The sequence below is a fragment of the Polynucleobacter sp. MG-28-Ekke-A2 genome (genome assembly GCF_035012985.1).
Taxonomy (GTDB): Bacteria; Pseudomonadota; Gammaproteobacteria; order Burkholderiales; family Burkholderiaceae; genus Polynucleobacter.
In genome coordinates this window covers 1-22,164 of the sequence record NZ_JAYGQU010000009.1, presented here as the reverse complement: position 1 = coordinate 22,164, position 22,164 = coordinate 1, and the positions used below count along the sequence as shown (strand labels likewise).

Sequence of the window (22,164 nt, the reverse complement as noted above, 5' to 3'; positions counted from 1 at the left end):
CTCGTTTTTCTAGGTTTTATGTGGGTTTTATGCTGTTTCTAAGCTATTTAGAGCAGGATCATTCTCTCATAAGATGGCTGAAAAGGAGGCTCTTGAGATGCATTTGCCTTATGGCAAAAACTCCTCAACACCCTTATTGGCTAATTGGTCGGCCAACTCATTTCCGGGGTGTCCGTTGTGCCCTCTAACCCAGTGCCAGGAGATCTCATGTCCTGGGAGTAGTGAGTCCAGCTCCTGCCAGAGATCTGCGTTTTTGACCGGATCCTTGCTAGCAGTCTTCCAACCCCGTTTTTTCCAACCCTCTAGCCATTCTGTGACGCCTTTTTGGACGTATTGAGAGTCTGTCCATAGCTCAACAGTGCTACGTTGTTTGAGTGCTTTGAGGGCAAAAATGACGGCACAAATCTCCATGCGGTTGTTGGTGGTGAGCTTTTCGCCCCCGTGAATATGCTTTTCGTGCCCACCAGATCGCAATACAGCTCCCCAGCCTCCAGGGCCGGGATTCCCTTTGCAGGCACCATCGGTATAAATCACGATATGAGGGGGGTGGGAGTGTGATTTGGTATGCGGCATGGCAATAATTTACCTGGTATTGCCTCTTTTGAAGCGTTTTTGGAGATTGCTTCTCTCAGCAGCTGGACTTAGCTGCTTAATGGCTGGTATGCGAACAAGTGATGCCGGGCCAATGAGACGTATTCCTTGTTGGCGCTTAATGGCTGAAACTAAAAAAACAGCCCCAAATATTGGCCACCATCGGTTTCCCATTTTCTCAAGAAAATTCATCTTGCCCATCACAGATTCACCCTGCAGGGGAAATTTATAGCAACCAAAGTGACCTCGGTCCAAAGAGAAGTTAAGTAACTCCAGCCAATCTTTTATGCGGATGAGACTAATAAATTGCCCATCCCTAGGAAGGTAAGGGGTTCCAACCAATCTGCTCAGATATTGTCTGGCGCCCCATAGGCTTGCGGGGTTGAAGCCGGAAATAATCAAACGACCTTCGGGTCGAAGTACTCGATCGACTTCGCGTAATATTTGATGGGGATCTGTGGCAAATTCTAAAACATGGGGCAGAACAATTAAATCTATACTTTCGCTGGCAAAAGGGAGGTCTGTCGAGTCACCTTCAATTAAATGCCAGTTGTAATTAGTTGTATGAGAGCGACTATCGTTAGAGTGAATCAGGATGGCATGCAAAGGCATCCGATTTTCACTAAGCGTATTTATCTGAGGTAGACCTATTTGCACTGCATGAAAGCCAAAGACATCGGCAACAATTTGGTCAAAACACCGTTGCTCCCACGCTAGCACGTAGCGTCCAGGAGGAGATTGGAGCCATTTTTCCCATGAGCTCCAGGGAGGTGCAGGTGTCTGAGAGGGTATGAGTGGGGTTGGTATCATCGGTCTATGGATAAGAATACTTTATTGCAGGTTTGGCCCATTCCGGCTTTTGATGATAACTATATCTGGTGCATTCACGATGGCAGCTCTGCTTTAGTGGTGGATCCAGGTGATTCAGCACCAGTTTTGGAGTACCTGAGCACAAATCATTTGACCCTTAAAGGCATTCTTATTACCCACCACCATGCGGACCATACGGGTGGCATTCTCAACTTATTGGAAAGTTTGGGTGCGGATCTGCCTGTTTATGGCCCAGTTGGTGACAATATTCCAGGTCGCACTAATGTCGTAATGCAAGACGATAAATTTGAAATTGCTTCCCCGCGTATTAGCTTGAAGGTTCTCGAAGTTCCTGGGCATACCTTAAGTCACATCGCTTATTTTGCAAACATGCAGGCAAATGTTGTTGAGCCAATGCTTTTTTGTGGGGATACCTTATTTGCCTCTGGCTGTGGAAGATTGTTCGAGGGGACACCAACCCAAATGACGGAGTCGCTTGGTAAGTTTGCCGCACTGCCAAAGAATACTTTGGTTTATTGCACCCATGAGTACACCTTATCGAATATTCGTTTTGCTTTAGCAGTAGAGCCCAACAACCTTAATCTATTCTCATGGGCAGAGCAGGCTAAATCTTTGCGAGAGCAGGGTTTGCCAACTCTTCCAACCACTATTGGACAAGAGCTGCAAGTTAATCCATTCATGCGTTGTGATCAAGCCGAAGTCATTGCGATGGCTAAAGAGGTTTCTGGCCAGTCATCATTACCAACACCAGCGCATGTATTGGCAGTCATTCGCGGCTGGAAAGATCGCTTCTAATGCGGATGATGTATGCAGTATTGGTAATTGCTGCTTTGCTGAGTGGTTGCGCAAGTACTGATTGGTCTTCTGACGCACCAACAAAGGCAAATTCAAAAACATCTAAGGCTGCCCGAGTAAATCTCAAAAATCAATCCGTTAGCAAGGTTTATGCACCTTCTGACAACCTGTGGATACGCATTCGTGATGGCTTTCAAATGGAGCCCATGAATACCCCTCTAGAGATTGAACAGGTTCGCTGGCTTGCGGCAAGACCGGACTATGTGAATCGCTCGATGACGCGTTCTTCACGCTATTTGTTTTACATTGTTCAAGAGGTAAATGCGCGCAATATGCCTACCGAGATTGCATTACTACCATTTGTTGAAAGTGCGTTTGTAACCAATGCAAAGTCAAATGCAAAGGCAGTGGGTCTATGGCAATTTATGCCTGCCACGGGCAAAGACTTTCGTCTCACACAAAACGTATTTAGAGATGAGCGACGCGATGTTGTGCAGTCAACGGATGCGGCCTTGGATTACCTACAACGTTTGAATAATCAATTCGGTAGCTGGGAACTAGCCTTAGCAGCCTACAACTGGGGTGCTGGCAATATTATAAAAGCACAAAAGCGTAATGCCGCCGCAGGATTGCCTATAGATTATGAGAGTTTGACCTTACCGCGTGAAACTCGAAATTACGTTCCTAAATTGATGGCATATCGACAAATTGTCCTGGATCCACAGGCATATGGAATTGTGCTGCCTGATTTAGAAAATCACCCATACTTTGTCGCGGTTGATGTTGGAAACGATATTGATGTTGCTCTTGTAATTAAGTTGGCCGAGATACCTGCAGATGAATTTCAAATTCTGAATCCATCATTTAATAAGCCGGTAATTTTAAGCAATGCTAACCAGCAAATTCTTCTGCCGTTTGCGCATGCTGAGATCTTTCAAGATAACCTCAAGCAATACCCTAAACCTCTTTCGTCGTGGACTGCTGTTCAAGTTTCCAAAACAGAAAGTGTTGATCAGGCAGCTAAAACGTTGGGGGTGGATGTAGATACCCTGCGCGAGGTCAACGGCATTCCAAGGGGAATGCGTATACGAGCAGGCTCTACCGTGCTAATTCCCAAAACCAGTCGCCGTCCGGGTGATGTTTCAACTGCTATGGCAGAAAATGCCAGTCTCAACCTAGAAAAGCCAGCTCCGCCTGCTCCTAAGTGCCCCAAACCAGCAAAGGGTACAAAAGGAGCTAAATCAAGTAAATGTGCTGCACCCAGCAACTCCAAAAAAGGAGATAAGGGCGCCTCTAAGGGTAATTCTTCTGCAAAAAATGCTGCATCTCAGCATAAATCCGAATCGACAGGGCTTGCAAAATCTGCGAAAAATGGTAGTTCACCTGCCTCAGCTAGCAGCAAGGCTAGTAAAGGGGTGAGCAAAAGCCAGTAATTTGAGTAACTTTTTAAGAGATCAGGTTGACCATGTCCTACAAAGCACACCACGAACGCTCAATTAAAGATCCGGATGGATTTTGGGGTGAGCAAGCGCAGTTAATACATTGGGAAAAACCTTTTAACAAAGTTCTTAATTACGACAACCCACCATTTGCTAAATGGTTTGAGGGTGGCTTAACCAATCTTTGCTACAACTCAGTAGATCGCCACTTAAAAGATCGTCCAGATCAAATTGCCTTAGTTGCAGTTTCTACAGAAACCAATCAAGAGAAGGCATATACCTTTAAAGAGTTATACGAAGAAGTGAATCGTATGGCAGCAATTTACAAGGCAGCGGGCGTTAAAAAGGGTGATCGCGTACTTATTTATATGCCGATGATCGCCGAAGCTTGTTTTGCTATGTTGGCGTGCGCCCGTATTGGTGCTATTCACTCCGTTGTGTTTGGTGGCTTTGCATCCCACAGCTTGGCATCTCGTATTGATGATGCAAAACCAAAACTGATTGTTACTGCAGAAGCAGGTGCACGTGGCGGCAAAGCAGTTCCTTACAAGCCATTGCTAGATGAAGCAATTACTCTGGCTGAATACAAGCCTGAGAAGGTTTTGATGGTGAATCGCGGCTTAACTGAATTCACCACCGTCGCTGGACGTGATTTAGATTACGCAAGCGAACGCCAAAAACATTTAAATGATGTAGTGCCTGTTGAATGGGTTGATGCAACACATCCTTCTTATATTTTGTATACCTCCGGTACAACTGGAAAGCCTAAAGGTGTTCAGCGTGATACAGGCGGCTATGCAGTAGCTCTCGCCGCCTCAATGAAACATATCTTTACCGGTAATGCTGGTGAGACCATGTTCTGTACGTCCGATATTGGTTGGGTTGTTGGCCACAGCTATATTATTTATGCGCCATTGCTATCTGGCATGGCTACGATCATGTACGAGGGCACCCCATTGCGCCCTGATGCAGGCATTTGGTGGGAGCTGGTAGATAAGTACAAAGTGTCAGTCATGTTCTCTGCACCAACAGCGGTTCGCGTTCTGAAGAAACAAGATCCCGCTTTCTTAACCAAGTATGACCTTTCTAAATTGCGCGCTCTTTTTTTGGCAGGTGAGCCCTTGGATGAACCGACTGCTAGTTGGATTCATGGTGCAATTAATAAGCCTATTGTTGATAACTACTGGCAGACAGAAACGGGTTGGCCAATGCTGGCAATTCAGCGTGGGGTTGAAGTCATGCCACATAAATTTGGCTCACCAGGTGTGCCATCGTTTGGTTACAACATGAAGTTACTCGATGATGCTACTTCCGAAGAGCTGGGCCCAGATCAGAAGGGCGTCATTGCTATTGAAGGTCCATTACCTCCAGGTTGCATGCAAACTGTTTGGGGCGATGACAAGCGCTTTGTCAGCACCTACTGGGAAACAATTCCGGGCAAATTAGTCTACTCCACCTTTGACTGGGGCATTAAAGATAAAGATGGCTATTTCTTCATCTTGGGCCGAACAGATGACGTGATCAACGTAGCTGGACATCGCCTTGGTACTCGCGAAATCGAGGAAAGTATTTCCAGTCATCCGAATGTTTCAGAAGTTGCCGTGGTTGGCATTGAAGATAAATTAAAGGGGCAAGCCGCGATTGCCTTTGTGATTCCTAAAGATGCATCCAATACTGCTACTTTGGAAGCTGAGTGCATGAAGACTGTGGATACCACCTTAGGGGCTATTGCACGTCCTGGACGGGTTTATATAGTTACAGCTCTACCCAAGACGCGTTCAGGAAAAATCGTTCGTCGTGCACTTCAGGCTGTAGCTGAGGGTCGCGATCCTGGTGATATCAGCACGATGGATGACCAGTCAGTTCTAGCTCAAATTAAGACCATTATTGAGCAGAGCGCCAAGGCTTAAAACGCCCAACTTTGAACAAATTGCTCCTCCAGCCATTAGGCCGGGGGAGCTTTTTACCTTCCAGCCCCCATTTGACTTGATATCCAAGGGTTTACGAGCAAAAATGTTATGATTACAGGGTTCGAAACTTAATATATACCCTAGCGCTTAAAGACACTCACCACCCGCAAAAATATCCCCGGGCTAGTCTTTTTTGGGGTTTTGAGCGTCGGATGGAGCAGGGACTGGAGATGGTTTGTCACCCTTGCTTCCTTCTTTTCCCCCAGCCGTGTTGGCCTTAGCCGACGGCACATTATTTCCCGGTTTTAGCATTGGCGCCTCTGGCGAAACTACTGGCGAAGTCGTATTCAACACTGCATTGACTGGCTATCAAGAGATCATTACTGATCCCAGCTACTCACGCCAAATTGTTACCTTAACCTACCCACATATCGGTAATGTCGGTGTCAATGCCCAAGATGCGGAATCAGATCAGATTCATGCAGCAGGCTTAGTAGTGAAGGATCTTCCAAAACGCGTATCCAATTTCCGTTCGGAAGGCTCTTTAGATGACTACCTTACCAAAGCAGATGTTTTAGGGATTGCTGGCATCGATACACGCAAGCTCACCAGAATTCTGCGTGATAAGGGTGCACAATCCGGCGCTATTGTTGCTGGTAAATTAGGTGATAACTATGAATCCTTAGGGGCGAAGGCTCTTGAGCTTGCTAAAGCTTTCCCTGGCATGTCAGGCCTAGATCTTGCAAAGGTAGTGACTACCAAGAAAGCCTATCAGTGGCGCGAGGCAGAATGGGATCTTCATGGGCCAAATGGCAAGCCTGCTTACAGAACATTAGATACTAGCAAGCCAATTAAAAAGGTAGTTGCTTATGACTTTGGTGTGAAACGCAATATCTTGCGCATGCTGACTGAGCGAGGCTGCGAATTAACAGTTGTGCCTGCGCAAACTAGCGCAGCAGAAGTGCTAGCCATGAATCCGGATGGCGTGTTCTTCTCAAATGGCCCTGGCGATCCTGGTCCATGCGATTACGCTATTGCTGCCGCAAAAGAAATTATTGAAAAAGGTGTGCCAACCTTTGGCATCTGTTTAGGCCATCAAATCATGGGTCTTGCAGCAGGCGCAAAAACACTAAAGATGAAATTTGGCCACCATGGCGCTAATCATCCTGTGAAAGATTTAGATACAGGACGTGTTGCTATCACCTCACAGAATCATGGTTTTGCCGTTGATGCTAATACCTTGCCAAGCAATATTCGCGTAACCCATGTTTCTTTATTTGATGGATCCTTGCAAGGTTTGGCGTGGAATGACAAGCCAGCGCTGTGTTTCCAAGGGCATCCTGAGGCCTCACCAGGCCCTCATGACATTGCCTATTTATTTGATCGTTTTATGGAGCTAATGAATGCTACCAAGAAGGAGGGCAAATAATGCCTAAGCGTAGCGACATTAAGAGCATCCTGATTATTGGAGCTGGTCCGATTGTGATTGGCCAGGCCTGTGAGTTTGACTACTCCGGAGCGCAAGCTTGTAAGGCATTGCGTGATGAAGGATACAAAGTTATTTTGGTCAACAGTAATCCTGCAACCATCATGACTGACCCAGAGATGGCTGATGTAACCTACATCGAGCCGATTACTTGGGAAGTGGTCGAACGTATTATTGCTACAGAAAAGCCTGATGCCATTTTGCCAACTATGGGCGGCCAGACTGCGCTGAACTGCGCTTTAGATCTACACCGTCATGGCGTTTTAGAGAAATACGGCTGCGAATTGATTGGCGCTTCACCAGAAGCCATTGATAAAGCAGAAGATCGTCAAAAGTTTAAAGAAGCCATGACCAAAATTGGCCTAGGCTCTGCAAAGTCCGGCATTGCGCACTCAATGGATGAGGCTCATGAGGTTCAGCAGCAAATTCAGAAGCAAACTGGCAGCTCAGGTTTCCCGGTAGTCATTCGTCCATCATTCACCATGGGGGGATCAGGTGGCGGCATTGCCTATAACCGTGAAGAATTTGAAGAAATTTGTAAACGTGGTCTCGATTTATCACCAACACGTGAGCTCTTGATCGAAGAGTCTCTCTTGGGGTGGAAAGAATTCGAGATGGAAGTCGTGCGCGATCGCAATGACAACTGCATCATCGTTTGTTCAATTGAAAACTTAGACCCAATGGGCGTACATACCGGTGACTCAATTACCGTGGCGCCTGCGCAAACGTTGACGGATAAAGAATATCAAATCATGCGTAATGCATCGATTGCTGTTCTGAGAGAAATTGGTGTTGATACCGGTGGGTCTAACGTTCAGTTCTCGATTAATCCAGTAGATGGTCGCATGATCGTCATTGAGATGAATCCAAGGGTATCCCGTTCATCGGCTTTAGCATCAAAGGCTACAGGTTTCCCAATTGCAAAGATTGCGGCTAAATTGGCCGTAGGTTATACACTTGATGAACTCAAGAATGATATTACTGGTGGTGCCACACCAGCATCATTTGAGCCTTCAATCGATTACGTTGTTACCAAGATTCCACGTTTTGCATTTGAGAAGTTCCCGCAGGCTGATTCCCGCCTAACAACGCAGATGAAGTCAGTTGGCGAAGTCATGGCCATTGGCCGGACTTTCCAAGAGTCTTTCCAAAAAGCGCTCCGCGGTCTTGAGGTTGGTGTTGACGGCTTGGATGAAGTATCCACAGACCTTGATGACATCATTAATGAAATCAATGAGCCTGGTCCGGATCGCATTTGGTATTTGGCAGACGCATTCCGCATGGGTATGGGTCTTGATGAGATCTATAGTGAAACGAAAGTTGATCCTTGGTTCCTGGAGCAAATTGAAGAACTGATCACCATTGAGACTGAGCTTAAGCAGCGCAAGATCGATAGCCTAACAGCCCCAGAGTTACGCTTTGTAAAGCAAAAAGGTTTCTCCGATCGCCGCTTAGCAAAGTTACTCAATGTTGATGCTGCATCCGTTCGTGCTGCGCGCCATCGATTGAAAGTTGTTCCGGTTTATAAGCGTGTTGATACATGTGCTGCTGAATTCTCGACTAACACTGCTTATTTGTATTCAACCTATGAAGCAGAGCACGGAGAGTGCGAGTCACAGCCGACCAATAAAGAGAAGATCATGGTTTTGGGTGGAGGCCCTAACCGCATTGGTCAAGGTATTGAGTTTGACTATTGCTGCGTGCATGCTGCTTTAGCAATGCGTGATGATGGTTACGAAACCATCATGGTTAACTGCAACCCTGAAACCGTTTCGACTGACTACGACACATCGGATCGCTTGTACTTTGAGCCGCTGACTCTTGAGGATGTATTGGAGATTGTTGCTAAAGAAAAACCAAAGGGCGTTATCGTTCAATACGGCGGTCAAACTCCTTTGAAATTGGCTTTAGATCTTGAACGCAATGGTGTGCCAATTATCGGCACTTCACCAGACATGATTGATGCAGCAGAAGATCGTGAACGCTTCCAGAAGCTACTACAGGATCTCGGATTGCGTCAGCCACCTAACCGTACAGCGCGTACTGAAGAAGAGGCTCTCAAGCTTGCTGAGGAAATTGGCTACCCATTAGTAGTCCGACCTTCGTATGTCTTAGGTGGTCGTGCAATGGAAATCGTTCATGATGGTCGCGACCTTGAGCGTTACATGCGTGAAGCCGTTAAGGTATCCCATGACTCTCCTGTGCTTCTAGATCGCTTCTTGAATGATGCTATCGAATGTGACGTCGATTGCATCAGCGATGGTACAGCCGTATTTATTGGTGGCGTCATGGAGCATATTGAGCAAGCCGGTGTTCACTCTGGCGATTCAGCCTGCTCATTGCCTCCATATTCTTTATCCGATGCAACGGTGGAAGAGATTAAACGCCAAACTGCAGCGATGGCAAAAGGACTGAATGTTGTTGGCCTGATGAACGTCCAATTTGCGATTCAAAATGTAGATGGCAAAGATGTCATCTATGTCTTGGAAGTAAATCCACGCGCTTCACGCACCGTACCGTTTGTGTCAAAAGCCACTGGTTTGCAGTTGGCGAAGATTGCTGCACGTTGCATGGTTGGTCAGACTTTAGAGCAGCAGGGTATTAAGACTGAAATTAAGCCACCATACTTCTCAGTCAAGGAAGCTGTATTTCCATTTAATAAATTTCCAGGTATAGATCCAATTCTCGGTCCAGAAATGCGTTCAACTGGCGAAGTGATGGGTGTTGGCAAGACCTTTGGCGAGGCTTTATTTAAGTCACAGTTGGGTGCCGGCATCAAATTGCCAAAGAGCGGAACAGTTCTTTTGACCGTCAAAGATAGTGACAAGCCAAAAGCAATTGAAGTTGCTAAGTTGTTGCATCAACTGGGCTTCCCGATGGTTGCGACAAAGGGTACAGCAGCAGCAATTGAAGCGGCTGGTTTGCCGGTAAAAGTAGTTAATAAAGTAAAGGATGGGCGCCCCCATATCGTGGATTTCATCAAGAATGGTGAGATTTCACTTGTCTTTACTACTGTGGATGAGACCCGGACAGCGATTGCTGACTCTAGATCAATTCGAACCAGCGCTCAGGCTAATGGTGTTACTTATTACACGACCATTAGTGCCGCACGAGCAGTGATGGATGGTTTGTTAGCCTCAGAAAATGGCCGACTCGACTCCCTCGAGGTTTATTCCTTGCAAAACTTACATCGGGAGCTCATTTAATCTAAAATTGACTTTTATACGCGCTATTTTGCGCAAGAATTTAAGTTAGGTTAGTTTCATGAGCACAATTCCGATCACCAAGCGCGGTGCAGAACTTCTCAAAGAGGAGCTGCACCGTCTTAAACACGTTGAACGTCCTTCCGTTATCAATGCGATCTCTGAGGCACGCGCTCAAGGCGACCTTTCTGAGAATGCTGAATACGATGCTGCCAAAGAAAAGCAAGGCTTTATTGAAGGCCGCATTCAAGAGTTAGAAGGCAAGTTATCGGCAGCTCAAATTATTGACCCCGCTACTTTAGATGTTGCTGGACGCATAGTCTTTGGTGCTACCGTCGATCTTGAGGACTTAGAAGATGGCACTAAGCTCACCTATCAAATCGTTGGGGATGATGAGGCGGATATCGCCGTTAAGAAAATCTCCATCAGCTCACCTATTGCCCGTGCATTAATTGGCAAAGAGGAGGGTGACGTTGTTGCCGTGCAAGCCCCAGGCGGCAATCGCGAAGTTGAAATCTTGGCCGTCCGATACGTTTAATGCACCATATCCGCACCCAGAGAATATTCAGCCTAATTTCAGGTCTTTGGGTAGGTAGTTTTATTACCATTGGATTTTTAGTTGTGCCTATCTTATTCTCTAGTTTGGGAGATAGACAGGTTGCCGGCATGGTTGCAGCAAATCTCTTTAAAACCACGGCGTATATCGGTGTCGCCTTAAACGTATTTCTAATGGTGATGGCAAATCACCTAGTAAGACATGGTTACGAATATTACCGTATCACCCGCTGGATCCTATTGGGAATATTCTCATGCACTGTTGGGGCTGCATTCATTTTCATTCCTTGGATGGATTCATTACGAGATCAAGCGCTCTATTTAGGCCTGTCAGTTCGCGAGTCTACAAATGCAGCATTATTTGCTCGCCTGCATGGAGTTTCTAGTGCAATCTTTATGATTCAATCGGTACTCGGCCTAGCCTTAGTTTGGCGGTCAACAAAAAACGCCGACTAGCGGCGTTTTTTTATTTCACTTGCCAGAATTAAGAGCCAAGTGACTTTTTCTTAGTGCTGCTCATTCTGACTTTACGCTTCTTAATCGGAGCTGGTGCAGCAACTGCTTTTCTATAGCCGGGAGAAGACCAGCCAATTTTTGATTCCGCCGCTTCAGAGCGCAAAACCCGCTTCTTAGGTGTTGCTGATTTCACTGCCGCAGCACGTGCAAATGGTGCTGCATTTGAAGCGGAGCGACGATCCGATCTTTCGGAAGTGCTAGTACGCACGCCAGCTTTTGCTGGGGCACGATTTGGCTGGCGTTTCGTGCGAGGAGCCTGCAAAGATTTCTTGGTTTGCTTGCTTGATCTACCAAGATTGCTAAAAGCTTCATCCACCATATCTTTTGGTTTCCATAACACGAGTAACTTGCCGATATGTTGAACTGGAGCAGCATTAAGTTTGTCGCAAAGTTCTTCATACATAGCAATGCGTGCTTCGCGCTCATCACCAAAAACACGAATCTTAATTAATCCGTGGTGATTAATGGCCAATTTAGCCTCTTTGATGACAGCAGGTGTTAAGCCATCGCCACCAATCATGACAACAGGACTTAGATCGTGAGCGTCAGCTTTGAGGGATTTACGTTGTGCAGGGGTAATAGTGAGTGAAGTCATGGGGTTGATGATAGAGCATTGAGGGTCTAAATTGCCCTTTTAACTTGAATTTGCCTGTATTTTGATCGATTCCTTTTGCTTTAGAGCTCAGAAACTAGGAAAATAGACTGCGAAAGTGGGTAAGTTGTGGCAAAGAATAAATTTAATAAAAGTTGGTTGCAGGATCATCTATCCGATCCCTATGTGAAGATGGCTCAAAAGGAGGGCTATCGCGCTAGAGCGGTTTATAAGCTCAGTGAAATTGACGAGCAAGATCATCTTATCAAGGCAGGCATGACTATCGTGGACTTAGGGAGCGCTCCTGGGAGTTGGTCTCAGTACGTCCGCAATCGCCTCACTGAATTTGGTAAAAGCAATCCCAAAATTGATTCCGGCAAACCGGATGGTCAGATTATTGCCATTGATATTTTGCCAATGGAGGATATAGCTGATGTGAGCTTTATTCAGGGTGACTTTAGGGAAGAAGAGGGGCTAGCTGCTTTAGAGGCGCTTTTACCGAAGAGTGCAGAAGGCAAAGTTGATTTGGTTTTATCAGACATGGCGCCAAATCTTTCTGGTGTTGGTGTCGCTGATGCAGCCAGGATGGCCTTTTTAGCAGAGATAGCCTTAGACTTCGCTACCGCTCATCTGAAGCCTGAGGGCGCGCTTTTAATCAAATGTTTTAACGGTAGTGGCTATAGCCAGATAGTGGAATCCTTTAAAAAGGTCTTTAAAACCGTTGCCTCCCGTAAACCTAAAGCATCTAGAGCAAAGTCTTCTGAGATCTTCCTTTTGGGTAGAAACCTAAAACCTCCGAAATAGGCTCTAAATACTGGCTAATAACCCCGTTTTTATAGGGTTTTATCAAATATATACGCCTTTAGCTCTTGAAAAAGGGTGGTAGTAGAATCAAATACTTAGGAAGCAAATCGCTTTAACTCCTGGTTCAATCCAGAAAAGGACTCATTTTGAACAGCAATATGTTCCAAAAAATCGGTGTGTGGCTCATTGTGGGCTTGGTGCTTTTCACTGTTTTTAAACAGTTTGATAAGCCTAAGGACCAAACTCAGGTGACGTATTCCCAATTCATGGATGACGCTAAAGCCGGCAAAGTAAAGCGCGTAGATGTACAAGGTCGTACATTGCAAGTAACGCCTGCTGACGGCGCTAAATACTCCATCATCTCTCCAGGTGATATCTGGATGGTTGGTGATCTCATGAAATATGGAGTTCAAGTTACCGGCAAAGCTGATGACGAACCGAATATGTTGGTTTCTGCTTTGTACTATCTTGGCCCTACCTTATTAATTATTGGCTTTTGGTTTTTCATGATGCGCCAAATGCAAGGTGGCGGTAAGGGCGGTGCATTCTCCTTTGGTAAATCTAAAGCGCGCTTGATTGATGAGAACAGCAATACGGTTACCTTTGCCGATGTTGCAGGTTGCGATGAAGCCAAAGAGGAAGTCTTTGAGATTGTTGATTTCTTAAAGGACCCACAAAAGTTTCAAAAGCTTGGTGGCCGCATTCCGCATGGTGTATTGCTCGTAGGCCCTCCGGGTACTGGTAAGACCCTTTTAGCTCGCGCCATCGCGGGTGAAGCTAAGGTGCCATTCTTCTCGATCTCCGGCTCGGACTTCGTGGAGATGTTTGTTGGTGTTGGTGCATCACGTGTTCGTGACATGTTTGAAAACGCCAAGAAAAATTCTCCTTGCATCATCTTTATTGATGAGATTGATGCTGTTGGTCGTCATCGCGGTGCCGGCATGGGCGGCGGCAATGATGAACGCGAACAAACGCTAAACCAAATGCTGGTTGAGATGGATGGTTTTGAAAGTAATAGTGGCGTGATCGTAGTAGCCGCTACTAACCGCTCTGATGTGCTTGATAAAGCTTTATTGCGTCCAGGACGCTTCGATCGACAAGTGCACGTAGGTTTGCCAGATATTCGCGGTCGTGAACAAATTTTGCAAGTGCATATGCGCAAAGTACCGATTGATCCTGATGTCAACGCCGCCGTTTTGGCAAGGGGCACTCCAGGCTTCTCAGGCGCAGATTTAGCGAACCTGGTGAATGAATCTGCATTGTTTGCAGCACGTCGCAATAAGCGTGCAGTAGATATGAAGGACTTTGAAGACGCTAAAGACAAGATTTATATGGGTCCTGAGCGTAAGTCTGCTGTTATGCGCGAGGAAGAGCGTCGCAACACCGCATATCACGAGTCTGGCCATGCTGTTGTAGCTAAGGTTTTGCCTAAAGCTGACCCTGTTCATAAAGTTACCATCATGCCGCGAGGCATGGCTTTGGGTGTGACTTGGCAGTTACCAGAGTTTGATCGCGTGAACTTGTATAAAGATCGCATGATGGAAGAGTTGGCCATATTGTTTGGTGGTCGTGCTGCTGAAGAGGTGTTCTTGCATTCTTCAAGTACTGGCGCTTCCAATGATTTTGAGCGCGCCACGAAAATGGCTCGTGATATGGTGACTCGTTATGGCATGAGTGATAGCTTGGGTACCATGGTCTATGTTGATACCGAATCAGAAAGTATTTTTGGTCGCAACAGCACCAAAACAGTTTCTGAACTAACCCAACAAAAGGTAGACGCTGAAATACGTACGTTGATTGATAGCCAATATGCCTTAGCTAGATCGATCTTGGAACAGAACCGAGATAAGGTTGAGGCGATGGTTGCAGCTTTACTGGAATGGGAAACCATTGATGCAGAGCAAATCAACGACATCATGGAGGGTCGCCCGCCGCGTGCACCAAAGCCCCCACCCGCAACTCAGTTTGGTAATTCCGCTGGTACCCCTGGCCCTGCTGCTGGCAGCGCTCCAGCCACCGCTTAATTACCCTGTTTAGCTGTGTCTTTGATGCATCATCAAAGCCTTCAAGAGATGCCCACAACTTGGCGTTGTGGGCGTTTTCTTTTTGACTTCTCCAAACGCAAGCGCCCGATTGTGATGGGCATTCTGAATGCAACTCCGGATTCATTTTCTGATGGCGGTAAATTCAGAAATGCTGATGATGCTATTGCACAAGCGGAGTTAATGATCGAAAACGGGGTTGATCTCATTGATATTGGCGGGGAATCAACTCGTCCTGGTGCTGAACCAGTAGCGCTGCAAGAAGAGTTGGATAGAGTGCTTCCGGTCATTGAGGCATTAAAGGATTGCGGTGTCCCTCTATCAATAGATACTTATAAAGCAGAAACAATGCGCCAAGCTTTGCTTGCTGGCGTTGATTGTGTTAATGATATTTGGGCCCTCAGGCAAGCAGGGACTTTAGAGGTCGTGTTGGAAAGTAGCGACTGCGGGATTGTATTAATGCACATGCAACGCGACCCCTTAACAATGCAATTTAACCCTGAATATCAGGACATCATTGCAGAGGTAAGACAGTTTCTAAATGATAGAGCGAAGCTTTTAATCTCCAAAGGCATTAGTGGTAACCGCATTGCTATTGATCCAGGATTTGGCTTCGGTAAGAGCTTGGAACATAACCTCAATATGCTGGCAAACTTTGCCGACTTCTCCGCTTTAGGCCTGCCCGTATTAGCGGGAATTTCACGTAAATCGATGATTGGCAAAATCACTGGTAAGGATGCTAATGACCGTGTAGCCCCAAGTATTGCGGCGGCAATCATGGCCGCAGATCGTGGCGCTCAAATTATCCGGGTTCATGATGTACCCGAGACTGTTGATGCTCTAAAGCTTTGGGAGGCTATAAACACTTAGTGACGCATCTAAGTTTTATAATGAAATTCATGAAAAAACAATACTTTGGTACTGATGGCATTCGAGGAGAAGTAGGGCTATTTCCAATCGTTCCAGAATTTATGACTCGCTTAGGCTACGCTGCTGGCAAAGTGTTAACAAGTGATGCCAAACAGGGTGAACGGTGCAAAATTCTCATCGGTAAAGATACGCGCGTTTCGGGATACTTATTAGAGGCAGCATTGGAGGCTGGTTTCGCTGCTGCAGGTGTAGATGTGATGCTCTGCGGTCCTATTCCAACCCCTGGCGTTGCATATCTCACTAAGGCATTGCGTTTGTCTGCTGGCTTAGTGATTTCAGCTTCTCATAACCCCTATCAAGATAATGGCATCAAGTTTTTCTCTGCAAAAGGCGATAAGTTGTCTGATGAGTTTGAGCTTGCCATTGAAGCTGAATTAGAAAAACCTATGGGTTGTGTAAATTCAAAAGAACTTGGTAAAGCCTTTCGCTTAGATGATGCTGCAGGACGCTACATTGAGTTTTGTAAATCAACATTTCCAGGTGAGTTAAATCTCAAGGGATTGAAACTTGTAGTGGATTGCGCTAATGGAGCCGCATATCACACAGCTCCCCATGTTTTTCATGAGCTAGGTGCTGAAGTGATCCCAATTGGCGTTAGCCCTGATGGTCGCAATATCAATGATGGTTGCGGAGCAACGGCACCGGCAGCTTTAATTGCTAAAGTTAAGGAAGTGAATGCAGATCTCGGTATTGCTCTAGATGGTGATGCTGATCGCCTGCAAATGGTTGATGCTTCTGGTCGTTTATTTAATGGTGATGAGCTTTTGTATGTACTTGCAAAAGATCGCTTGGATCGTGGACAGCAGATTGGTGGTGCTGTAGGCACTTTAATGACTAATCTTGCAGTTGAAAACGCTATTAAAGATCTAGGCATCGGTTTTGAGCGCGCCAATGTAGGTGATCGCTATGTTTTGGAATTACTCAAACAAAATGGTTGGATCATTGGTGGCGAAGGGTCAGGTCATCTGCTTTGCTTAGACCAGCACTCCACAGGTGACGGCACAATTGCGGCACTTCAAGTGTTAGCGGCAATGAGTCAAAACAAAAAGAGCCTTGCGCAATTATTGGATGCTGTCAAAATATTCCCGCAGGTACTTTTGAATGTGAAGTTTAAACCCGGTTACGACTGGAAGAGCGACGAAAGACTAAAAAACCAAATCACCAAGGTTGAGACTGATCTCCAAAACATTGGTAGGGTTCTGATTCGTGCATCCGGTACGGAGCCTTTATTGCGCGTTATGGTGGAGACTAAAGATGCTGATATTGCAATGAGTGCAGCCAAAAGTATTGCTGATTTGGTTCGCACTGCCTAACCCACTCAATTCGCTAAGAGCTTGGTTTACCCACTTACAACCTCATGAACTGATTTAATTTCACGAGTTGGTGATAAGCTCAAGAAAAAAGGATTATTTTATGAAGCTGCATCCATCCATTACCAATAGAGAATTTAAATTACTCATCAAGCCAAAGGGTCTTGATCGTCACGGCAGAATTTTGCTTCTTAGCGAACAAATTGTGAAGTTTTGCAAGAAAAGTAAGGTGGATTTTTTTCACCTTGATAATGCAAATACCGGGCTACGAAATATTTATTTTTACGATACTCCCGGTGAAGATTTCCGTTTAAATAATATTATTTTGCTAGTTCGAGAGTCACGACAAAACGTGTGGGTTGATGACTATGCAGAAGTCACCCTCAAGTGTCGAACCCATGACATGGAGCATGCGTCCAAATTTAATCCAGCCCCACAAAAGAAAATAAAATCCAGGGCTCGCTTTAAAGAGGAAATCTTACGTGGCGATGCCTTGGGTTCTAAACGTCAAATCTTCTCAAACAATGCAATTTTGGATGCCGTTCCAATTAATAGTTTATTTGACAGATCAATTAGTGCGATTTGTGAGTATTTTCCAGGCATGGCAAATCTTTCGATAGATAAAAAAACTCCCGTACATATAGTTGGTGGTCCTACCAATAAGATTCTTGAAGCCTGCTTGCCATTAGGAAACCTGGTTTTTGGAGATGGTGTGCAAGCGCATTGTGAAATTGCCATTTGGATGAGGACTGCTGGCGACCCTATTGTAGGCGAGCTTGCCTTTTCATATCGCGTAAACGATGAAAATCGCTCACAATCCAAGGCTCACAAGAGGGCTGATAAGTTTTTTAAAAAGCTTCAAACTGAATTAGCTGATTGGTTAGAAATTGGTAGTACAAAAACGGCGCTAATCTATGGAAAGCCTGAATGAGCTCTACAAACTTAACTGATAAAAGGTTGTCAGTAAGTTTATATGACTTTTTTTCCAGTTTTTGCTCATCGGCGGCATAAGTTTTGGTGGGGGAATTATTGCCTATGAGCGCATTCTTTTAATTGAAAAAAGATGCTGGCTGACTGCCGATGAATTCATGGGCTATCTTGCAATTAGCCAAACTATGCCAGGCTTAAATTCAGTGAACTTAGCGGTGTTAGCCGGAGATCATTTGCGCGGCATGTTAGGCGCTTTCGTGTCAACCATCGGCCTAATACTTCCTGGATCTCTATTTGTACTAATTATTGGTGTTGCATACACCACGAATACAGATCACCCACTAGCAAATATCATTTTGTCTGGAGTTGCAGCAGCTGCATGTGGTTTACTGGCGGCAATTACTTATCGGATCGGTGACGAGCACTGGAAGCGTCTCAAGTCACTTCTCATTATTGTGCCAACCTTTATTTTGATGAGTCTGGTAAAGCTAAGTCTACCCATCGTCCTATTAATAATGGCTCCGATAGCAATTTATATTTATCGCCCAAGAGTTAGCTCATGAACCATTTAGTTTCATTAGCACTCAGCTTTGGCTTACTGTCACTCCTGGCGGTAGGTGGCGGGACCGCTGTATTACCGGAGATGCAATCCTTACTAGCTCATCAATTTGGCATTGATCACCTGCGTTTTGTACATATTTATAGTATCGGACAAATTGCACCAGGCCCTAATATGTTGATGGTCTTGGTGATCGGATTTCAGGTTGCTGGCCTAGTAGGAGCGGGAGTTGTTCTGCTCTCATTTTTCTTGCCATCGAGTATTTTGTGCTTTTATGCTGGTCGTATTTGGAATCGCTTTGGTGAAAGCCCTTGGCGCAGAACCATCCAAAATGCTTTGGAGCCCATTTCGATTGGACTAATGATATCCGGCGTCTATGCTGTTGCCAAATCTTCTATCGTTAGTCCTATCACTTTGGGATTGGCTTTAATTTCCCTGTATTTCATTTTGAGAACAAAAATCAATCCTGTATTTGTAATTCTGGGTTCAGGGCTGCTTGGTTTTTTTCTACACAGATATCTTTAGTGCAGCCTTTATTAAAAAGCAGCCCTAACGCCAGCCATCAAACTTCTTCCAGGTTGCGGAGCATATAGTCTCACCGACATCGGTGTGGTTGCATATCGAATCTCTTCATTCAAAATATTTTTCAACATCAGATAACCAGTCCAATTTACCTTTCCAATGCGCTCAGTGTAGGAGAGGTTGGCATTTACTAAGTTGTAACTCGGCGTAGGACCAATTTCCCAACTAGCTAATTTATTTTGTTGATAACTATAAATATAGGTAGCACTTGTTAGCCAGCCGTTACGTTGGTAAGCCAATTCAGTGCCTAGTCGAGGAGCTGGCTGTAATGGAAGATTGCCCCCAGAGGTAAATGTTCCTTGCGAAACATCCCCAAATAATCTACCCCCAACACCAGTTTCATTCCAGTTATAGCTAAGCTCAGCTTCTGCGCCCTGGATAGAGGCATTCGCTTGAGAGGCCTGAACCACGGAAAAGTTTGCATTGGCTTGACTGTAAGCCCCCGTGTAATAGCCATAAATATAGTTACTAAATTGGTTCCTATAGATGCTAGCTTTGCTACGGATTATGCCCAAGCTTTTCTGAAAGCTTAGCTCTAGATTGTGTGATGTTTCAGTGCTTAAATTTGCATTTCCGATATCAAATGTTGCCGTTGAATCATGTGGACCATAGGAGTAAAGCTCTTGTGCAGAAGGCGCTCTTTGAGAAACCGTATAAGCAAGGCCTATGCCATAACCTTTGGCAATATCCAACATTCCTCCAGCAGAATAGGACATTAAATTAAATTGCCGACTTTGAAGTGATGGGGGCCCATAGGAGGTGGGCACAAATGCTTGACTACTTGTGCTTGGAAACTGCGTTCCTGAATTGGGGTTTTGAGTGGCATAGTTATAACGCGCCCCCAGATTTGTTTTTATAGGGCCATATCTACCTTCCTCCACCAAGAAAAGTGCAGTTGAATTTGATTTTGTCTGTGGAACAATGGCGTAATTATTCGTAGATAAATCAGTTGCATTTAGATTGGAGCCAATTAACTGCACCCCCAGAATGCCCTTAGATCCCAATAGCTCTTTATGAGCCATCTCTAATCTCGCCTCAGTGGCGGTGTTGTTCCATTGTGTGGAGGCTACCCCATTATTGGTAAATTCAGTATGTTGGTAATTGGTATTGGCAGCACTAATTTTGACTGAGCTAAAGCCATCAAACGGATCATTAGTTTGGTGAGCAAAATCGTAACGATTCTGAGACTGCTGAATAAAGCCACCTTCAGCAGTAGGAATTCCGTAGTTATGATTCATGCGCTCTAAGGAGACGCCGGTATATCCATCGGAGCGAACATAACTTGCGCCTAGCCCCATGCTATTTTCATTGCTAAAAGAGAATGGAAGCTTGCCGCTATAAGGAATATTCACGGGCTGACCAGGGTTGATAGACCAATTGGCATTTGGTCCGCCTTGTTCTGCAAATCCTGGGATGCGATAGTTATTAGAATTACTAATCGCCGAATCAAAATGAAGCGCTAAAGGTCCAGCAGGCGCATCTAATTCAATATTGGCAGTCTTGCCTTGATTCACTGTTTCATAGCTTGTATTAAGAGCGCCTGAGACCATATCGGGCATCGTAGTAACAATGCGATCATTCACAACGTTTACCAAGCCACCGCTTGAGCCGGATCCATAAAGCAGGGCAGAGGCACCGCGCAAGATTTCGATCTGATGCGTATTTTGCATAGGACTTGCCACTGCATGATCCGCGGAAATACTAGATACATCCCCGGCAGATAAGCCATTTTGAAGAATCTGAACACGGGAACCATCTAACCCTCGAATAACCGGCCTTGATGATCCCGCACCATAACCCGTCGCAGATATTCCCAGCTCATTGGCAAGTGTTGCTCCTAGTGTTCCGGAAAGCTTATTTTGAAGTTCATCCCCAGCTAATACTTTATTCGGCGAGAGGAATCCTTGACCGCCATCTCGCACACCCGTGACATCTAGTTGAGGCAAAGCCTCTGCCTGGTTTTGAGACCAAGCAGGATTCATTAGCAAGATACAGGCCAGTGCTATTAGGTGGGTAAAACTAAATTGTTTAAAACGATAATTCATATTCATCCAGATTCACCAATACATGGTGAGCAATTAAAACGGAGGTGCGCAATAGAGCGCTTTGTTTTAAAGGATGAAAGTAGGAGGAGCGCGTGAGTGGTAAGAGTTACCAGTCAAACTTCGTAACGAAGGATTGCTTGAATTTTGTTGATCTGAGGCGCTGATCAAAATGACTTCAGCATCAGTGTGACTGCTCGGTACAAATCCTGCAAGTGAAAGTGCATCAAACAAATGACATGTATCAGAGCTGTGATTGAAGCTCTTATCAATATTGCTCGATGCGTTAGCTTCTATAGATTGCTTTTGGAAGCCTGCATGAGAAATACCGTGTGAGAGGCCTACCCAGTGGGTGCCTAGCAAACAAAATACTAGCAATGCCGCTGTAAGCGCGGCATGAATTTGCTTTGTAAATTTGCTTGAAAAATAGGCAATCATGGGACGAATCTTACAGGATTTGCCTCGAATGGCTCTCTCGGTGTAGAATATCGGTTCCGTCGGAGTGTAGCGCAGCCTGGTAGCGCACCTGCTTTGGGAGCAGGGGGTCCAAGGTTCGAATCCTTGTACTCCGACCACTTTCCCTTATTGTTCTAAATATACCCAGCATATAACTGCCCATAGCTCAGCTGGATAGAGCAACGCCCTTCTAAGGCGTAGGTCGCACGTTCGAATCGTGCTGGGCAGGCCAAAGGCCCGACTGGCCGATGAGATTGCTCCAAGAAACCTTGTTTTTTTGAATTCAGTTGAACAAGCTCGACCATCTTATGGACCGCCGCAGGAGGGCGTAGATTGATTTTAGATGGCTGCTTTCGGCCGAGGCTGTGTAAAAACCCCCAATAATCTCCCTGTTTTTGTAAACACCTAAGCACCCTCAAACGTTAATTAAGTATCACTAATTAACGGGTGTTCATGAAGATGAAACGATTCATTACTGGCCAAGATCGAACCCAAAGTACGTTGTTACCAGAGTTACTTGATGAGTACATCACCGAAGAAAACCCCGTACGCGTCATTGACCTCTTTGTTGACCAGCTTGATTTAGCCAGC

Annotated in this window: 18 protein-coding genes, 2 tRNA genes and 1 pseudogene; 16 read left to right on the top strand and 5 right to left on the bottom strand. The window is 45.5% G+C overall.

The features are described 5' to 3' along the window. Nucleotides 1–108 precede the first annotated feature (108 nt). Nucleotides 109–573, bottom strand: coding sequence for a ribonuclease HI (rnhA, locus tag VC188_RS07055; RefSeq protein ID WP_323483475.1), 465 nt, complete (start codon nt 571–573; stop codon nt 109–111). A 9-nt stretch (nt 574–582) separates the two neighbouring features. Beyond that, nucleotides 583–1,401 carry a class I SAM-dependent methyltransferase gene (locus VC188_RS07050; RefSeq protein ID WP_416350497.1) on the bottom strand — a complete coding sequence of 273 codons (819 nt, stop codon included), beginning with the start codon at nt 1,399–1,401 and terminating at the stop codon, nt 583–585. A gap of 6 nt (nt 1,402–1,407) precedes the next feature. On the opposite strand from VC188_RS07050, the gene gloB reads away from it, so the two are divergent. From gloB to VC188_RS07015, 7 genes are all read left to right on the top strand, one after another. Further along, nucleotides 1,408–2,217, top strand: coding sequence for a hydroxyacylglutathione hydrolase (gloB, locus tag VC188_RS07045; RefSeq protein ID WP_323483473.1), 810 nt, complete (start codon nt 1,408–1,410; stop codon nt 2,215–2,217). Beyond that, a complete protein-coding gene (locus VC188_RS07040) occupies nt 2,217–3,650 on the top strand; it encodes a transglycosylase SLT domain-containing protein (protein WP_323483472.1) in 1,434 nt (477 codons plus the stop codon). The genes gloB and VC188_RS07040 overlap by 1 nt, the downstream gene beginning before the upstream one ends. A 32-nt stretch (nt 3,651–3,682) precedes the next feature. Continuing rightward, nucleotides 3,683–5,566, top strand: a complete 1,884-nt coding sequence (locus VC188_RS07035) for a propionate--CoA ligase (protein ID WP_216191657.1) — start codon at nt 3,683–3,685, stop codon at nt 5,564–5,566. Between the two features lie 244 nt (nt 5,567–5,810). After that, entirely contained in the window at nt 5,811–6,995 is a 1,185-nt protein-coding gene (carA, locus tag VC188_RS07030; RefSeq protein WP_215319828.1) for a glutamine-hydrolyzing carbamoyl-phosphate synthase small subunit, read from the top strand. Further along, nucleotides 6,995–10,258, top strand: coding sequence for a carbamoyl-phosphate synthase large subunit (gene carB, locus VC188_RS07025; protein ID WP_323483471.1), 3,264 nt, complete (start codon nt 6,995–6,997; stop codon nt 10,256–10,258). Before carA ends, carB begins: the two co-directional genes overlap by 1 nt. A 58-nt stretch (nt 10,259–10,316) precedes the next feature. Further along, nucleotides 10,317–10,793, top strand: a complete 477-nt coding sequence (greA, locus tag VC188_RS07020) for a transcription elongation factor GreA (protein WP_072582463.1) — start codon at nt 10,317–10,319, stop codon at nt 10,791–10,793. Next, nucleotides 10,793–11,266, top strand: coding sequence for a DUF4149 domain-containing protein (locus tag VC188_RS07015; protein WP_216191653.1), 474 nt, complete (start codon nt 10,793–10,795; stop codon nt 11,264–11,266). The genes greA and VC188_RS07015 overlap by 1 nt, the downstream gene beginning before the upstream one ends. Before the next feature lie 28 nt (nt 11,267–11,294). Here VC188_RS07015 and VC188_RS07010 read toward each other — a convergent pair whose 3' ends face one another. After that, a complete protein-coding gene (locus VC188_RS07010; RefSeq protein WP_323483470.1) occupies nt 11,295–11,921 on the bottom strand; it encodes a YhbY family RNA-binding protein in 627 nt (208 codons plus the stop codon). A 126-nt stretch (nt 11,922–12,047) separates the two neighbouring features. Here VC188_RS07010 and VC188_RS07005 point away from each other — a divergent pair, with 126 nt between their 5' ends. The 7 genes and pseudogenes from VC188_RS07005 (at nt 12,048) to VC188_RS06975 (ending at nt 19,018) form a co-directional block, all read left to right on the top strand. Then, nucleotides 12,048–12,722 (top strand): RlmE family RNA methyltransferase, encoded by a 675-nt coding sequence (locus tag VC188_RS07005; RefSeq protein WP_323483469.1) that lies wholly within the window; start codon nt 12,048–12,050, stop codon nt 12,720–12,722. Nucleotides 12,723–12,868: 146 nt separating this feature from the next. Further along, on the top strand, nt 12,869–14,746 hold the full coding sequence (ftsH, locus tag VC188_RS07000) for an ATP-dependent zinc metalloprotease FtsH (protein ID WP_216191649.1): 1,878 nt from the start codon (nt 12,869–12,871) through the stop codon (nt 14,744–14,746). A gap of 24 nt (nt 14,747–14,770) precedes the next feature. After that, nucleotides 14,771–15,634 carry a dihydropteroate synthase gene (gene folP, locus VC188_RS06995; protein ID WP_416350498.1) on the top strand — a complete coding sequence of 288 codons (864 nt, stop codon included), beginning with the start codon at nt 14,771–14,773 and terminating at the stop codon, nt 15,632–15,634. A 29-nt stretch (nt 15,635–15,663) separates the two neighbouring features. Continuing rightward, nucleotides 15,664–17,007 carry a phosphoglucosamine mutase gene (gene glmM, locus VC188_RS06990; RefSeq protein WP_323483468.1) on the top strand — a complete coding sequence of 448 codons (1,344 nt, stop codon included), beginning with the start codon at nt 15,664–15,666 and terminating at the stop codon, nt 17,005–17,007. 70 nt (nt 17,008–17,077) lie between these two features. Next, nucleotides 17,078–17,935, top strand: coding sequence for a hypothetical protein (locus VC188_RS06985; protein WP_323483467.1), 858 nt, complete (start codon nt 17,078–17,080; stop codon nt 17,933–17,935). Nucleotides 17,936–17,993: 58 nt separating this feature from the next. Next, nucleotides 17,994–18,497 (top strand): annotated as a pseudogene (locus VC188_RS06980) (chromate transporter); the annotation flags it as partial. Beyond that, nucleotides 18,494–19,018 (top strand): chromate transporter, encoded by a 525-nt coding sequence (locus VC188_RS06975; RefSeq protein ID WP_215319810.1) that lies wholly within the window; start codon nt 18,494–18,496, stop codon nt 19,016–19,018. The pseudogene VC188_RS06980 and the gene VC188_RS06975, both read left to right, overlap by 4 nt. 11 nt (nt 19,019–19,029) lie before the next feature. On the opposite strand, the gene VC188_RS06970 is transcribed toward VC188_RS06975, so the two are convergent. Further along, nucleotides 19,030–21,120, bottom strand: a complete 2,091-nt coding sequence (locus tag VC188_RS06970; RefSeq protein WP_255533323.1) for a TonB-dependent receptor — start codon at nt 21,118–21,120, stop codon at nt 19,030–19,032. 66 nt (nt 21,121–21,186) lie between these two features. Continuing rightward, a complete protein-coding gene (locus VC188_RS06965; protein ID WP_215319808.1) occupies nt 21,187–21,555 on the bottom strand; it encodes a hypothetical protein in 369 nt (122 codons plus the stop codon). 60 nt (nt 21,556–21,615) lie between these two features. Between VC188_RS06965 and VC188_RS06960 the strand changes: the two genes are divergently transcribed. Further along, nucleotides 21,616–21,692: transfer RNA gene (locus VC188_RS06960), tRNA-Pro, on the top strand. Nucleotides 21,693–21,728: 36 nt separating this feature from the next. Next, nucleotides 21,729–21,805, top strand: a tRNA-Arg gene (locus VC188_RS06955). Nucleotides 21,806–22,164: the final 359 nt, after the last annotated feature.